Origin of the sequence: Salinibaculum salinum, assembly GCF_037645885.1 — an archaeon.
GTDB classification, from domain to species: Archaea; Halobacteriota; Halobacteria; order Halobacteriales; family Haloarculaceae; genus Salinibaculum; species Salinibaculum salinum.
Map to the genome: position 1 here is coordinate 160,851 of NZ_JBBENW010000006.1, position 15,530 is coordinate 176,380.

Here is a 15,530-nt window from a genome sequence, read left to right on the forward strand (position 1 = left end):
CATGACCGACACGACAGCCACCACGGAACGAACGTGGCTCATCAGACAGACTGCGTGGCTCTACGAGCCGCTCCGGCGCTTTTTCGACGGACGGGGCGACCGCCACGAGGGACTCCGGAGTGACCTCAACGCCGCTCGTGTGCCGGTAACCGTCGCTGGCTATCTCGCGCGCTCGGTCGTCCTCGCGTTGCTCGTGGCCAGTATCGGCGCCGTCGTTGGCCTGCTAGCTGCGATCCTGTTTGCGGAGTTGGGCCACATCGCAGCGCTGACCGGCATCGGGAGTCTCGGTGCAGTTGGGCGATTTGTCAGCACCTATCGCTTCCCCATCGTCGCATTCGTCCTCGCTGTCGGCGCTGGACTCTCGTCTGGTGCCGGAACCTGGTATTTCAGATACTACTTCCCACGATACCTGGCCAGCGTGCGGGCGAAGAAGCTCAACCTCATGCTCCCGTCGGCTATCAGCTACATGTACGCCCTCTCCCGGGGCGGGTTAGACATCGTCGAGGTGTTTCGCCGACTGGCCGCTGCCGAGGAAACGTACGGCGAACTGTCTCGTGAGGCCGGACTCGTTCTCAATCACGTCGACTATCTCGGGCGGGATTTCATGCAGGCGCTCCGGGAAGCGAGCGAAGTGACGCCCTGTGACTACACCGCCGAGTTCTTTACCGATCTGCTGGGCGTCATCGAGTCTGGTGGTGATACCGAGGCGTTTCTCGCCGACCAGCGCAACGAGGCGCTACAGGACGCTCGCGTCGTCCAGGACTCCTACATCGAGAATATCGCGCTGTTCGCCGAGGTGTACGTGACGGTGCTCATCGCCGGTCCGCTGTTCTTGCTCATCCTGCTGATGGTGATGGGAATCACCGGTCTGGGGACGCTGGAACTGGTCAACATCGTCGTCTATGTCGGCATCCCGCTCGCGTCGGTGCTCTCTCTGCTGGTACTCGACCAACTCGGCGAACCGTTCAGACAGACCACGTCCCGTCCGAACGACACTGCGACCCGTCGCCCCGAGATTCCCGACGACCCCGAAACAGCGGCCTACGCGCGGCAAAAGCGGCGTCTCTCGACGGACGGATACGTTTCGCGGTTCCGTTCGCGCTGTCGGACGCAGCCGACATACGTCCTCGTGGCGTCGGTTCCGCTGTCTGTCCTCGCTGTTGTTCTTGCCGTCTGGTCCGGTGTCGCTTCGCTGTCGATAACGGGTGTCTATGCGCGTCCGCTGGTCGCCACAACGTTGTTCTTTGTTGTCCCGTTCGTGCTTGCAACGCTCCCGCTCGTGGGGTTTTACGAACTTCGCAACCGCCGCCTCGATACAATTTTGCGGCGGTTCCCCGACGTTCTTTCCTCGATTGCGGGTGCAAGCCGGATGGGAGTTCGACCACCCGATGCGATTGCAGCGACGGCCGAACGCTCCGAGGGGCCGCTGTCGGTGGAACTCGAACAGGTTCACAACGAGATGGAGTGGTTCGACGACATGCGCGGCGCTCTCGTCAGACTCGCACGTCGCGCCCAGACGCGTGTCGTCACGCGGACGATTCGACTCGTCGTCGACGCTGACGAGGCGAGTGGGAACCTCTCGGAGACGCTCTCTGTCGCTGCCGAGGACGCGCGAAACCAGCGTCAGTTCCTCCAGCGCCGGTCACAGGAGCTGTCGTCGTACGTCGCCGCGGCGTTTATCTCCTTTCTCGTCTACCTCGGCATCATCCTGCTGATCAACGAGTTCTACTTCGAGCAGGCACTCGCTCTGGGACAGCAGAGCACTGCCTCGACGCCAGACTTGCCCATCAGTCTGCAGTCGATAGACGCGGACGGCTTCCAGCTCGCGTTTGTCCACTCCTCGCTCGTCCAGTCGCTGTTCATCGGGCTGGTCGCGGGCAAGATGGCCGATGGCCGCGTCCTCGCGGGCTTGAAATACAGTCTGGTGATGATACTGCTCACTATCGCCGCCTTCGGGGTGCTCTGAGATGCGACGGCCACACTCTCGCAGAGGGCAGACGGCAGTCATCGGCTTCGTCCTCGTCTTTGGCATCCTGATGCTGTTACTGGTCACGCTCCAGACGACGGCCGTTCCCGCCTGGAACCAGGGCGCTGAATTCGAACACAGCCAGCAGGTCCGTGACGATTTCGATGGGCTCCGCGAGGGGACGCTGCAGACGGCTGCAACCGGGCGCATCACGTCCCAGCCGGTACAACTCGGGACTCGATATCCCAGACGACCGTTCTTGCTGAATCCGGTGGACCCGTCGGGTCGGATTCGGACCACTGACCCGGGGACCGTCCGACTGGAGAATCTGACGGCCAGCGGTGAGACCGGCGACTACTGGACGGCGAGTGGGAACCGGACCCGGACGTTCGAGACGCGCCACGTCAGCTACCGACCGAACTACAACGAGTACCGCAACGCACCGACGACGGTTCTGGAACACGGTGTTCTCTACGACCGACGCGGTGACCGTTCACTCCCCTTGACCGACGCCACTGTCGTCGATGGGCGTCGCATCACGCTGGTTACTGTGGACGGGTCTCTCTCGGAATCGGGAACCTCGGCCGAATCGGTGACCGTCGAACCGGTGAGCGCCCCCCAACAAGTCACCAGCGTCACTGGCAACGGCACCGTCCGGATACAGTTGCCGACCCGCCTCGACGAGGAGACGTGGACCGAACTGCTCGCCGACGAGTTCGTCACCGAAGGCGGTAACGTCTACGACAACGTGACCGTGACGCCCGGCGACCCCTACGACACGGTCACCATCTCCCTGCGTGGCAACCAGTCGTACGACCTCCGGCTGGCAAAAGTCAGGGTCGGGAGCGGGACCGGCGAACCTGGCCCACACTACATCACCACCGAATCCCCCACTCGAATCCAGGCCCCCGTCGGGAGTGCCGAGCGCGTGACCTTCGAGGTGCGCGACCGGTACAACAACCCCGTCAGCGGCGTCACAGTCGATGCCGATGTCAGCAGCGGGCCGGGCGCTCTGGATACGCCGACGGTGACGACCGATGAGAATGGGCACGCGGCGTTCCGGTACACGACCGAGACGACCGGAACCGCGAGTATCAACGCGACGTTCGGGGAATCACCCGGGGCGCTCGAAAAGGCGTCCGTGACCGTCGAGGGGACGACGGCCAGTGGGGGGACAGACACCACCGGGCCGCAGATTATTGATATTGGAACGAATCAGACGACTGCGAACAATCAGACGCTTCCAGAGGACGCAGTGTTGACGCTGATTGCGAACGTCAGCGACTTCGCTCGGGGTGGGACCGACATCTACGCTGCCGAGTGGACTCGGAGGGCTCCGGACGGAACCACCGGTCCGACGACCGCTCTCACCCCCGCAGACGGGGCCTTCGATACCGTCGACGAGACAGTTCTCGACACCGGCATCCAGACGAAGTCGTGGGCTGCCGGCGAACACGTGCTTTCGGTGCGCGCCCAGGACGCGAACGGCAACTGGGGGCTGGTCGAGAACCTCTCTGTTCGGGTCCCTGCGACCGAGTACGCGATCAACAGTGTGAACGCAACCGCAAGCGGCGGCGGCAACAACATCAATGTCACGTTCGACGTTAGTACGAGCGACAGTAACGCAGAGGTGCGGGTACAGTCGTTTAAAAATGGAACTGCCAAGCAAGGTGGAACAACTGTCAGTGTTGGGTCGCAACCTCAGACGGTCACAATCAAGGGACAGAACCAGGCTGACTCGATTCGAATCTCTCTCTTGGACAGTGCCGAAACCGTTCAAGCCACCCGGACGATTCCGTTCCCGTAAATCACCCTCTCTCGCTGGCTGCTGAGCCGTTCGCTCCGTGAGGATGTGTCCCTCACCTCGAAAACGATGAGTCACTCCACCGGTTGAAACGTTCTCGCAGCCGACTACACTTTCAATTGAAAGAACTATACTGGCACCCCGAACGCTGCTCCGCTACTGTTCGTCCAGTTCGACCGCCACACCGCGCTCGTCGAGGTCGGCCGCGAACGCACTCGAATCAGCTTCGATAGCGTCGAAGGTGTTGTAGTGGACCGGAACGACGAGTTCGGGATCCATCGCTTCGGCGAGGTCGGCAGCGGCGTGACTGTCCATCGTAAACGTGCCGCCAATCGGTGGCAAAAACACGTCCACATCGAGTTCCGCGTGTCCGTCCAGTACGTCGGTGTCGCCGGCGAAGAAGACGCGAGTGCCGCCGATACTCAGTAGGTAGCCACAGCCAAAGCCCTCCGGGTGAATCGGCGTCCCGTCCGGACGCGTGTGCGGACCGTTGGGATGGTTGTACGCGGCGATAGTCCAGAACGCCACGTCGTCGACCAGCCCCTGCGACTCCAGCCCGACCGACCGGACTGCAACGGACAGGTCGACCGGCCGCACGTCGGTCCTGTCCGTTCCGTGGACGTTGATACCGTCGAAGGTAATAAGTGTCGCGTCGTCACCGGCAACGCGTTCGATGCCGTCGGGGTCGTAGTGGTGGCGATGAGTGACGAAGACGGCGTCACCGTCTTCCGGCCGGTAATCGGACGCTGGTGGGTGGGTGTCTGCGGCAGCCTCGCTGTCGGGGGTCCACTCACCAGTCAATACGCCGTAGCGTCCGGGGTCGACGTAGACGACAGTCTCCGGGCTCTCGATTCGGACGGTGGCGTAGCCGAGCCAGTCGATGGTGAGTCCGTCGACGTGGACAGTCATTGTCGGACGAAGGCGTCGGGGGCGTTAATCGCCACCGGTCTCGACCAGTCGCTCGACGCGTGCCAGCGAATCGGCATCGGCGGGTGCTTTGTCCGTGCGGATACTCAGAAACCGCGGGAAGCGGAGCGCGTACCCCGACGAGTACGTCGGCGAGGACTGTATCTCCTCGTAGCCCACCTCGAAGACGACGGCTGGATCGATCGCTACTTCCGTTCCGGATTCGGCCGTGATGTGCGGTTCCAGCAGGTCGGTCACCTCCTGTAGCTTCTCGTCGGTGATGCCGGTCGCGACCTTCCCGATGGTCTCGTACTCCTCGCCGGTACGCACCGACAATTCGAACGTCCCGAGCACACTCGCCCGCCGGCCTTCGCCCCACTCGGCACCGGTCACGACCAGGTCCAGCGTCTCCACGTCGGGTTTGCGCTTGCGCCAGTTCTGCCCCCGCTTGCCCGGTGTGTACGGTGCGTCGGGCTGTTTTAACATGATTCCCTCGTGGCCGTCTGCCAGCGCATCGGTCTCGATATCTTCGATGGTCTCGGCGTCCTCGCACAGCCAGAGTCGGGAGACTTCGCGACTGTTCTCGCCGTCGAAGACACTCGCGAGTCGGTCGTGGCGTTCGACCAGCGGTGCATCGAGCAAATCCTCGCCGTCGGCGTGTAGACAGTCGAAGGCGTGGAGCCGGAGCGAGACGTTCTCCTGGGCTTTCGCCACGTCGTGTTTGCGGCGGAACCGGCGAAGGACCTGCTGGAAGGGGAGCGGGTCACCAGCGTCGTCGACTGCGACCACCTCACCGTCGAGGATGACCGGCACGTCGACGCGTTGCTCGACAGTCGCGACGATCTCCGGCAATGGCTCGGTCACCTCCTCCATGTTCCGGGAGTACAGGGCGACGCGCTCTCCGTCGTAGTGGACCTGGACGCGTGCGCCGTCGTACTTTATTTCGACACCGACGTTCTCCCAGTCCTCGAGTGCCCCACTTACCGTCCCGGTCTGTGCGAGCATCGCCTGGACCGGCCGACCGATTTCGAGTTGAATCGCGTCGAGGCCGTCTTCGCCCTCCGATCGGGCTGTCTCGGCGACCAGTCCGTAGTCGTTCGACAACTGGAGCGCTCGCTCGACGCTGTCGACGGGCACGTCGAACGCCTCGGCGATTGCATCGCGAACGGACCCGCCACCGACGCCGATGCGCATCTCTTCGAGGACGAGCCGAGCGAGATACCGCGCTTCGTCGTCGCTACAGCGATTGAACAGCCCGAAAAGGATGTCGAGTTTCGTCTCCTGGCTGCCGGCTCCATCGACGGCGGCGAGTTCCCGCAGACGGGTTTCGACCGCTGCGACGGTCAGCGCCTCCTGCCCACCGTTTCCGAACGCGGCCAGTCCCTGCTGACCGCCGAAGTCGTAACTCGCTGCGACCGCGCCGATTTCCCCCGTCTCTGCCAGGCGCGTCTCCACGTCGTCGGCGCTGACGTTCTGTCCGGCGGCCCGCGCAATCGCCTCGTAACACAGCCGCGGCCCGATGTCGAGCGTCCGCGAGTCGTGAGCCGGGAAGACGCGACCGAGCAGGAACCGGACCAGCGTGGCGAGGTCAGTCCCGCTGTCACGGAGCGCGTCGGCGACCAGCGACTGAATTTCCAGATCCGCTGGTTCCTCGTCGATAGCAGCGGCAGTGGCGGCGAACTCGACAAATTCCATCACCGCAGGGTACGATAGCCCGGACAAAAAGTCGCCCCATTCGTCGCTCGGGGGCCCGTCAGTCGCCGACGTACCCGACTTCGATATCGGCGCCGGGGTTGGTGTTGGCAGCCTGTGACTCGTAGGGGTCGTCGGTCTGGTCCGTGTTCGGGAGATACGGTGGCCCCTCGTAGCCGAACTGTCTGTTGCCGTCGGTGTCCCGGTGAGGGACGATAGTGACGGTCCTGTTTTCGGTGATTTGTCGGTCCAGCGGGATCGTTATCTCTCGGTGCTCGCCTGGTTCGAGATACGCACTCCGGCCGATGACCGAGGAGTTGATGCCGTCGTCGTAGACGACGATCCAGCCGCCGCTCGACAGCGACGCTGATTCGATCTGAATGCTGTCGCCGTCGGTCGTTGCCTGCCCGGGATTCATCGAGGCCACCGGCGACGAGATGACGAGGAAGACGACGTACGCGATTGTCAGCATGATTGCGGCGTGTTTGGTCCCGTCTTTCAGCGAGCCTTCGCCGATCTGGCCGGCGATGAACCCCGAGGAGACTGCCTGGATGAGTGCAGCGTGGAAGAAGACGAGCGTGTAGCCGGCCTTGTCGACGCTCCCCAGTCTGGCGAAGGAACTGGTGTCGACCCCGAGCCGGTTGCCCGAACTCGGTGTGGGCACCGTGTCCGGGAGACTCGGAACGAGCACCTCGTTGACCGAGAGGATGATGACCAGGAAGACGACAAAGGAGATGTAGATGACGACGAGGTAGGTGAGCATCTGTCGGCGTCGCTGTCTGCGCATCTTCAGGTCCGCACGTGACTGGTTGGCTGCGATACGCAACACCGGCCCCATGTTACCGCTGGCTTTCATCGCGTTGGTCAACAGCACCACCATTCGGGTGACGGTCGTCGTTCGAACCCGGCGACCGAAGCGCACGAGCGCGTCCGAGAGGTTCGAGCCGTACTCCAGGTCACGCCAGATGCGGTCGACTTCCGGCGTGAGGACGCCGAGGTCGCTCCCGCGAACCCGCTTGAACCCCTCGACGACAGACATCCCTGCCTCGTTCAGGCTGGCCAGTCGCTCGAGCAACTCGGGCGTCGCGGCCTCGATGCGGTCGATTCGGCGCTTGTACAGTTCCCTGAAGACGGCGTACGTCACGAGGACGAACAGTGCTGACTGGACGAGGACGTCGTCGAGCGCTCGCTCGTTGAGTCCGACATCAGTCAGCGTACTCGGGAATCGAATCGCGACGGCAAGCAGTCCAACCGGGACGGTAATGTACAGCAGCACCTTCGGCTTCCAGACAATCGTCCGGAGCGGGCTCCGGACGACGTGCTTGATGCGGCTGAACGTATCGAACCAGTTCAACATTCGCTCGTTTTCGCTGTCTCTGGCCAGGCCACCGTCGGCGCGGCGTGTCTCGGCCGGCGGCGAGGAGCGAACCGGTGTGCTCAGATTGTACCGTTCGAGGATGCTGTCGCTGCCGCCACGGGAGATGCCGAGCGTTTCCAGTTTCTGTGCGAGGAAGATTGCGAAGCCGAGGTTGGCGAGTGGCACGATAAGGTACGTGAGCCCCTGCAGCAACCACAGCGTATCCGTGGTCGTCAGCCCGAACACCAGCAGGATGGTGATGAGAAAGAGCACGCCGGCGACGAGGACCGTCACGTATGCTTCCGCGATTGTCGCGAGCACTTCGAGCACCTCCTCCTGGCGCTCTTCGGCGTCCTCGCGGAACCGCTCGTACTGCTCGCTGAGGAACTCGGAGAGGTCGCTCCCGCTCTGGAGAACGCTCGCCAGGTTCTCCGAGAACGTCTTGAACTGCTCGCTGGGTGTTCGCTTTGACATCTGCCGAATCGCCGTAATCATGTCCCGGCCGAACAGGTCCATCTCGCGGACGGCAATCGACATCTCGTCGGCCGTCTGGCCGTATATCTCCCGGTTCTCCGTCAGCGTTCGCAGAATCTGCGGGAACTCGAGGCCGCCGCGTGAGAGCGCGTACATGAACGCCGTCATCCGTGGCAGTCCGGCCTCGATGCTCCGGCGGCGCACCTCGGCGTCACTGACGGGCAACTGCCAGCGGAAGACGTAGGCCAGCACTGCCGCGACCAGTCCCACAGCGGAGCCGCCACCGAGCAGGATAGCCCACCGCTCTTCCGACGAGAGTACGAGTCTGTAGTCGATGCGCGCACCCAGTGGGACGGCAATCGTGTCCGGGAGGCCAGTCAGCAACCGGACGAAATCCTCGAAGACCAGCAGGACGCCGGCCAGGGCGTACGCACCTGTGATGGCACCGGCCACCAAGGCGAGCAGCGTGTACAACAGCGTCGTCGCGGCGTAGCCGTTGTACGTCTCGCTGATGTACGCGGCCTGAAGTGCCCGCTTTCGGTCCGTGTTCTCGGAGACGAAGCGGCCGAAGAGAACGCGGGCAAAGCGGTAGACGACGCGATTGACGCCGGTGTGGAACTTGGCGGCTAACCACGCTCCGACCGAGAGGACGACGAACACCGGCGGGAGCAACCAGACTGGGCTTACCATCTCAGGTCTCGATCTCGGCACCCGCGCTGTCGATTCGGTTCATCACTTCGTCGGCGTCCGCGTAGTACTTGTTGACCATCGCGGTAAAGCGCCGGTAGTCGGTGATGTCCTGTTCCTGTAGATAGCGGAGGAATCGACGGCGGTTCTGGAGTTCGCGCAGGAGCCTGGACTTGTTCCAGCCCCGCTCCTCGCGAATCTCTTCGAGCAGTTCCGAGTTGGACTCGCTGAACTCGTCTTCGGTGGCGTTCCAGTTGTAGGTGTTCGAGTAGTCGAGTTCCCCTGTCCGCTGGTCGATACCCTCGATTTCCGCCAGCGTCTTCGCACGACGCACCCGCTCGCCCTGCGAGCGTGCGAGCACCTGCACGCAGAGGACATCAAGTGAGGTGACCATCGGCCGCGGGACGTTGATCGGCTCGTTTTCGAGTCGGTTGATGACCGTCTGCACACTGTCGGCGTGCATCGTCGAAAAGGTCGTGTGTCCGGTGTTCATCGCCTGGAACAGCGTAATCGCCTCCTCACCACGAACCTCGCCGACGATGATGTACTCGGGCCGGTGACGCAGCGCAGAGCGCAGCAGGTCGTACATTGTGATGTCGCCGTCACCCATGCGCTCGCGGGTGACCGAGGAGAGCCAGTTGTCGTGATACAGCGAGAGTTCGCGGGTGTCCTCGATTGTCAGGACCTTCGACCGGGGCGGGATGAACATCGAGACGGCGTTCATCGAGGTGGTCTTACCGGCTGCAGTCCCGCCGGCAAAGAGCAGGGACCTGTTGGACTCGATGGCCAGCCACAGATACGCGAGCTGTCGGAGGTTGAACGTGCCGTAGTTCAGCAGGTCTATCGGCGTGAACGGCTCGTCGGCGTATTTTCGGATCGTGAAGGCAGACCCCTTCGGCGTGACTTCCTCGCCGAGCGCGAGTTCGATACGCGAGCCGTCGGGCAGCGTCGTCGAGACGACGGGGTCCGAGACGGAGATGTGTCGACCCGAGCGCTGGGCGAGCTGGATGACGAAGTTGCTCAGTTCCTCGGCGTCGTAGACGACGCTGGTCTCGATGTCGGTGTACCCGTCGTGGTAGACGAAGACCGGCAGTCCCGGTCCGTCACAGGAGATGTCCTCGATGTGGGGGTCGTACATCATCGGATCGAGTTTGCCGTACCCCTGAAACGACCGGTAGAGATAGTAAAAGAGCCGGTAGAAGGTTTCTTCCTCGATAGCGACACCGTATTCTTCGAGTCGCTCGCGGAGTTCGTCCCGCAGGGCGACCTCGGGATTGTCGTCGATGTCCTCGCGGTACAGCAGCGGGTCGCGAACGTCCTCGTAGAGCCGGTCGAGCAGACGCTGTTCGACCGCCGAGAGCTGCGGTTCGACGACGTGGTAGAGATGTTCCTGTGCCTCGGGATCGAAGTTGATAGAGACGAACGCGAAGGGCGCGTCGACCCAGTAGCGCTCGACCTCTTCGTACCCCTCTAGCCCGTCGAAACTGACCAGTTGACCGTGTCGTTTGGGGTCGTAATCGGTGACTCTGATGGCCGATCCGGTCAACAGCCGGCTGGTCCGGGAGAGCCACTCGCGCACCTCGGCCAGCGAACTCGACTCTCCCTCGTCGGCGCCGGTAGAACCGTCTGCGACTGTCTCGTCAGTCCCCACGGCCGACTCGCCGGCTTGGTCACTCGAGAGCCACCCTGGTAGCACCGAATTCCCCTCATCGTCTCCGGTCTCTGGTTCTGACATCGTTGCGTAGAGTACCCCTACTCGGGACGCGAACGCGGTTAGACAGGGCTTACGCGGCCAGGTACTTAAATTCGAACCCACCGAGGGGACGATCGTCTCGGTCAGGTTCGCTCGGCCCGGAGCAAGACTGCACCCAGCCCGAGCTGGACGATCGCTCCGACCGGGACTGTGGTCCCCGACTGCTCGGCAAACAGCAGACCGCTGGCGACGAGCAACAGCGCGCCGCTGGCGACGAGCAAGCCACCGAGCGTGCGGACGGGGTCGAAACGCAACGACTCGACGCGGGCCTCGTCGAGATAGTAGGCGATACTCAGGGCGAGCGCCAGCAGGAACACGACTGTCGCGACCGCCCAGACGTACCCGGCGATAGTTTCGCCTCGCGAGGCGACGAAGCCGGGGACTTCCCAGACCCCGTTCCAGGGCGACCCGCTCCGCTCGATTGCGCCGAAGACGTAGAGGAAGCGACCGGGCAGGAACCGGAGCCAGACCGCGTTGACCGTGCCGGCCGTGCCGAACGACTCGCGAAACACCGACACCGACCAGGGGAGCAAGGCACACAGCCACGTCGAGAGGACGGCAACTTCCCCGGCGTACTCCGATTTCACCCACATACGTTCTCCCGCACACCCCCGCTGGTAAAAGGTATCGCCTCGCCTCGTCTTACCTGCTTGTTCCGCTAGCGGCGTTACGTTCATTGCCCTACGAGTACTACTGGAGAACACCCGATGAGGCGCGACCACTTCACCCTCTCTGCGGAGAACCTTTCCCCAGAGACAGCCGACGGACCGGTACTTGTCGTGAGTTATAGCGGCCCGCCAGGTACACTGACAGCGCGCCTCGAAGCCGAGACCGGAACACCACCCAGCGGCGACGACGTCGACGCCTCGTTCAGATTGCTGCCCGACGACGACGGCGCGGACGGCGCTGGCGTGTTCGGTCTCAGCCGCCGGCTCACCGGTGATTTCGTGCTGGAGGCAAACGCGAACACCGAGGACATCTTCGCGCTCGTCGACGCCGCCCGCGAGGCCGACGAGACTGCCTACCAGATCCGCATCGAGCGCCCCGGTGCCGAGACCGTCGTCATGGACATGGAGACGCTGCTCGTCTACGACGAGGAAGGGAGTCTGCTCCGCCAGCGGAGTCTCATTCCGAGCGGCGTCGAACTCTAGCTTCGAGGGCCGGGAGTACCGCGGTCACGTCGTCCCTGATATCGTAGGCTGCTTGCCCCGAGATGCTGGTCTCGTCGAGATTGACCACCGCCACCGTCGCGCCGCGGCTGGCTGCCACGCGCGGCAGTGACGCGGCCGGTTCGACAGTCAGCGACGAGCCGACGGCGAGGAACACGTCCGCGTCGCGGGCATGGTGCTGTGCCTGCTGGAGCGCACCATCTGGCATCGGCTGTCCGAACAGTACCACGTCCGGTTTCAACGCACCGTTGCACTCCCCACAGCGCGGTGGCAACTCACCGTCGCGGGCGCGCTCGTAGACCGGGCTGGCATCGATTCGTCTTCCGCAGGAATCACAGACTGCCCGCTGGGCGTTACCGTGGAGTTCCAGGACGGACTCTGAGCCGGCCGCTGCGTGCAATCCGTCGACGTTCTGAGTAATCAACCCGTCCAGCGTGCCCATGGTCTGGAGGTCGGCGAGCGCTTCGTGAGCGGCGTTTGGCTCGATATCCTCCCCATACATCCGGTCGTGGAGGTCGATGCGGTCGCGCCAGAACTCGCCGGGATCGGACTGAAATCGGGAATACTGGAAGTCCGCAGGGTCGAACTCGTTTCCCCAGATGCCGTCGTCGCCGCGAAAAGAGGGGAGCCCGGACGCGGTACTGACACCTGCGCCCGTGAGCGCGACGACGTGGTCGGCCGCGAGGATGTCCGCCGCGAGTGCGTCGATGTCCGCTGTCGGGAGCGACGAGTCGGTCATAGTCGTGCGTGGACTACCGACGCCGAAAAACCTCTCGCTGTGTCACCTGGCTGGTGGGACAGCGGTGGCACAGTCCGACGATTCCCGACTAACGGAACGCACATCGTCCGCTGTCTGTCGAACCGTCGGCGGTTGTCCCACACTGTGGTCCGGTCTCGCGGAGCGAATGAGCGGGTTTTATGCGCGTGCCTGTCCCGACATTCGGACGTATGAGACTCCACGAGTATCAGGCCAAGCAGGTCTTCGCCGAGGCTGGTATCCCGACACCGGCATCGGAACTGGCGTCGACGGTCGAGGACACCGTCGCGGCAGCCGAGACGATTGGCTACCCCTGTGCGATCAAAGCACAGGTACACGTTGGCGGACGTGGCAAAGCTGGCGGTATCAAACTTGTCGACAACAAAGAAGAGGCCCAGGAGGCCGCCGAGAGCATCATCGGAATGGACCTCAAGGGCTACGACGTCGAGACGGTCCTCGTCGAGGAAGCTGTCGACTTCGTCAACGAACTCTACGTCGGCGTCACGATGGACCGCGGCGAGGGCAAACCCGTCGCCATGGTCTCGACGAAAGGTGGCGTCAACATCGAAGAGGTCGCCGAGGAAGACCCCGACGCGATCGCCCGCGAGCACATCGACCCCGCCTTCGGAATGCACCCATACCAGGCGCGGAAGGCCGTCTACGATGCTGGCGTCGACCAGGACATCGCCAGTGACGTGGCGTCGGTTCTCACGACGCTGTACGAGCTCTGGGACGACAAGGACGGCAGTGACGCCGAAATCAACCCGCTGATGGTCACGAGCGACGACGAGGTCATCGCGGCCGACGCCGTGATGAACGTCGACAGCGACGCGCTGTTCCGACACCCGGACCTCGCGGAGATGGAAGACGAGGCTGCCGACGACGACCTCGAAGCCAAGGCCAACGAGTACGGATTCGACTACGTCCGACTCGACGGAAACGTCGGCATCATCGGCAACGGGGCCGGGCTCGTGATGACGACGCTGGACCTCGTCGACTACTACGGCGGCAAGCCCGCGAACTTCCTCGACATCGGTGGCGGGGCGAAGGCCGAACGAGTGACGAACGCGCTCGACATGGTCTTCTCCGACGAGAACGTCGACGCCGTCGTCTTCAACATCTTCGGCGGTATCACTCGCGGCGACGAAGTCGCGAACGGTATCAACACGGCACTCGAACAGTTCGACGAGATTCCAAAGCCAGTGGTCGTTCGACTCGCTGGTACGAAAGCGGAAGAAGGCATGGAGATTCTGAACACCGACCTCGTCCAGGTGGAGGCAACGCTCGAAGACGCCGTGCAAGCAACTGTCGCACTCGCTGACGAGGAGGTGGAGGAATAATGTCTGTCCTCGTCGACGACGACACGCGCGTGGTCGTACAGGGTATCACCGGTGGGGAAGGCAAGTTCCACACCGAACAGATGATGGAATACGGCACGAACGTCGTCGCCGGTGCCGTGCCGGGCAAGGGCGGCCAGGAAGTCGCTGGCGTGCCGGTCTACGACACCGTGCAGCGTGCTGCCGAGGAGGAAGACGCCGACGCGTCGGTCGTCTTCGTCCCGCCGGCGTTTGCCGGTGACGCGCTATTCGAGGCCATCGACGCCGATGTCGACCTCGTCGTCGCCATCACCGAGGGTATTCCAACCCAGGACGTGAGTCGCGTCTACCGCCGCCTCAACGAGACGGACACCTACATGATCGGCCCGAACTGTCCGGGTATCATCACGCCGGGCGAGGCGAAACTCGGCATCCTGCCGGGCAACATCTTCTCGTCGGGTAACGTCGGTCTCGTCTCCCGGTCGGGGACGCTGACCTACCAGGTCGTCGACAATCTCACCGACCGCGGACTGGGCCAGTCGACCGCCATCGGTATCGGCGGCGACCCCATCATCGGGACGGACTTCATCGATGCACTGGAACTGTTCGAGAACGACCCCGACACCCACGCCATCGCGATGTGTGGCGAAATCGGTGGCGAAGACGAAGAGGAAGCCGCTCGCTACATCGGCGAGCACATGGACACGCCCGTCGTCGGCTTCATCGCCGGCCGAACCGCGCCGCCGGGCAAGCGCATGGGCCACGCCGGCGCGATCGTCTCCGGCTCCGGGACCGGGACTGCTCAGTCCAAAATCAACGCGCTCGAAAATAACGGCACGCCGGTCGGTGACACGCCCGAGGAAGTCGTCGACCACCTCGAAGACCTGCTCTAGTACGGTCTGTTAGATTTCGTCGCCCGGGTCGTGCGTTTCGGCCATTCGCGCCGCTTCCGTGGCGTACTGCTCTCGTTTCTCCGGGTCGTCGACGCTGTGACAGTTCGTCACCGAGACGTCGAGCGCCGCTTTCGTTCCCCGTCTGTCGCCGGTGAAACTCGTCAGCGCTCGCTCTTTCCGGAACGCCCGTTTTCCGTCCAGCGTTGCGTACGTGAGGATGATGAGATTCTGTTCGTCGTCGCCGTAGGTCCGTTCGACGAGCCAGACCCGAATTGTCTCCTCTGTTGCCATGGTTCAGACTACGAGTGCGACAGTAAGAACGTCGCTGCCGGTTCTCATATCCTGAAAGAGTTGTAGCCAATCTCTCGGCCGTGCAGTCGTGTATTTTTCACTCGCTAGAGCTAAAATTGAACTATTCACAGTAATCCTCCGTTGCTAATTCAGAATTGAAAATGTTGGTCGTGAACGTTCCGATGCAGTTTTAAGATGAGAAGGAGAAAGTTAAAGATATGCCACACACTTGCCGGAACTGCAAGCGGACGTTCGGGTCCGAACTCGAACTCGAACTTCACCAGGACAACTGTTCGGAGGGACAACTCTTCTGTGACGACTGCGGGGAGCGCTTCGCAGAGCGAGCGGCCACAGAGGACGGCTGGCACTATCGATGTCCGAACGAGGACTGCGACGGGAGCGGTATCGGCGAGGACATTCACAAAGTAACCGACGTTCGGCTCGAAGTACCCTGAACTCCGTCTC

General features: G+C 63.0%; 13 protein-coding genes. 6 read left to right on the forward strand and 7 right to left on the reverse strand.

All coding sequences use genetic code 11. The features are described 5' to 3' along the window. Position 1: 1 nt before the first annotated feature. Positions 2-1,966, forward strand: coding sequence for a type II secretion system F family protein (locus WDJ60_RS07820; RefSeq protein WP_340099797.1), 1,965 nt, complete (start codon positions 2-4; stop codon positions 1,964-1,966). A gap of 1 nt (position 1,967) precedes the next feature. Next, complete coding sequence (locus WDJ60_RS07825) at positions 1,968-3,773, forward strand: Ig-like domain-containing protein (RefSeq protein ID WP_340099798.1); 1,806 nt, start codon at positions 1,968-1,970, stop codon at positions 3,771-3,773. 153 nt (positions 3,774-3,926) lie between these two features. On the opposite strand, the gene WDJ60_RS07830 is transcribed toward WDJ60_RS07825, so the two are convergent. The 5 genes from WDJ60_RS07830 to WDJ60_RS07850 all read right to left on the reverse strand — a co-directional run bounded on the left by WDJ60_RS07830 (position 3,927) and on the right by WDJ60_RS07850 (position 11,232). Further along, on the reverse strand, positions 3,927-4,679 hold the full coding sequence (locus WDJ60_RS07830; protein WP_340099799.1) for an MBL fold metallo-hydrolase: 753 nt from the start codon (positions 4,677-4,679) through the stop codon (positions 3,927-3,929). A 24-nt stretch (positions 4,680-4,703) separates the two neighbouring features. Continuing rightward, the gene (gene ligA, locus WDJ60_RS07835; protein ID WP_340099800.1) at positions 4,704-6,371 is read right to left on the reverse strand and encodes an ATP-dependent DNA ligase LigA; all 1,668 of its coding nucleotides are present in this window, start codon (positions 6,369-6,371) and stop codon (positions 4,704-4,706) included. Positions 6,372-6,429: 58 nt separating this feature from the next. Next, positions 6,430-8,889 (reverse strand): type II secretion system F family protein, encoded by a 2,460-nt coding sequence (locus WDJ60_RS07840; RefSeq protein ID WP_340099801.1) that lies wholly within the window; start codon positions 8,887-8,889, stop codon positions 6,430-6,432. Position 8,890: 1 nt separating this feature from the next. Continuing rightward, positions 8,891-10,621 (reverse strand): type II/IV secretion system ATPase subunit, encoded by a 1,731-nt coding sequence (locus WDJ60_RS07845; protein ID WP_340099802.1) that lies wholly within the window; start codon positions 10,619-10,621, stop codon positions 8,891-8,893. 101 nt (positions 10,622-10,722) lie between these two features. Then, a complete protein-coding gene (locus WDJ60_RS07850) occupies positions 10,723-11,232 on the reverse strand; it encodes a DUF7549 family protein (RefSeq protein WP_340099803.1) in 510 nt (169 codons plus the stop codon). A gap of 114 nt (positions 11,233-11,346) precedes the next feature. Between WDJ60_RS07850 and WDJ60_RS07855 the strand changes: the two genes are divergently transcribed. Continuing rightward, positions 11,347-11,790: a DUF5793 family protein gene (locus WDJ60_RS07855; protein ID WP_340099804.1), complete on the forward strand. Its 444-nt coding sequence runs from the start codon at positions 11,347-11,349 to the stop codon at positions 11,788-11,790. Here WDJ60_RS07855 and WDJ60_RS07860 read toward each other — a convergent pair. Next, positions 11,765-12,547 carry a Sir2 family NAD-dependent protein deacetylase gene (locus WDJ60_RS07860; protein WP_340099805.1) on the reverse strand — a complete coding sequence of 261 codons (783 nt, stop codon included), beginning with the start codon at positions 12,545-12,547 and terminating at the stop codon, positions 11,765-11,767. The genes WDJ60_RS07855 and WDJ60_RS07860 overlap by 26 nt on opposite strands. A 209-nt stretch (positions 12,548-12,756) precedes the next feature. Between WDJ60_RS07860 and sucC the strand changes: the two genes are divergently transcribed. Continuing rightward, the gene (gene sucC, locus WDJ60_RS07865; protein WP_340099806.1) at positions 12,757-13,905 is read left to right on the forward strand and encodes an ADP-forming succinate--CoA ligase subunit beta; all 1,149 of its coding nucleotides are present in this window, start codon (positions 12,757-12,759) and stop codon (positions 13,903-13,905) included. Continuing rightward, positions 13,905-14,774 carry a succinate--CoA ligase subunit alpha gene (gene sucD / locus WDJ60_RS07870; protein WP_340099807.1) on the forward strand — a complete coding sequence of 290 codons (870 nt, stop codon included), beginning with the start codon at positions 13,905-13,907 and terminating at the stop codon, positions 14,772-14,774. Before sucC ends, sucD begins: the two co-directional genes overlap by 1 nt. Before the next feature lie 9 nt (positions 14,775-14,783). On the opposite strand, the gene WDJ60_RS07875 is transcribed toward sucD, so the two are convergent. Next, the gene (locus WDJ60_RS07875) at positions 14,784-15,065 is read right to left on the reverse strand and encodes a DUF7967 family protein (RefSeq protein ID WP_340099808.1); all 282 of its coding nucleotides are present in this window, start codon (positions 15,063-15,065) and stop codon (positions 14,784-14,786) included. Between the two features lie 218 nt (positions 15,066-15,283). Here WDJ60_RS07875 and WDJ60_RS07880 point away from each other — a divergent pair, with 218 nt between their 5' ends. Continuing rightward, positions 15,284-15,520, forward strand: a complete 237-nt coding sequence (locus WDJ60_RS07880) for an HVO_2901 family zinc finger protein (protein ID WP_340099809.1) — start codon at positions 15,284-15,286, stop codon at positions 15,518-15,520. Positions 15,521-15,530 lie beyond the last annotated feature (10 nt).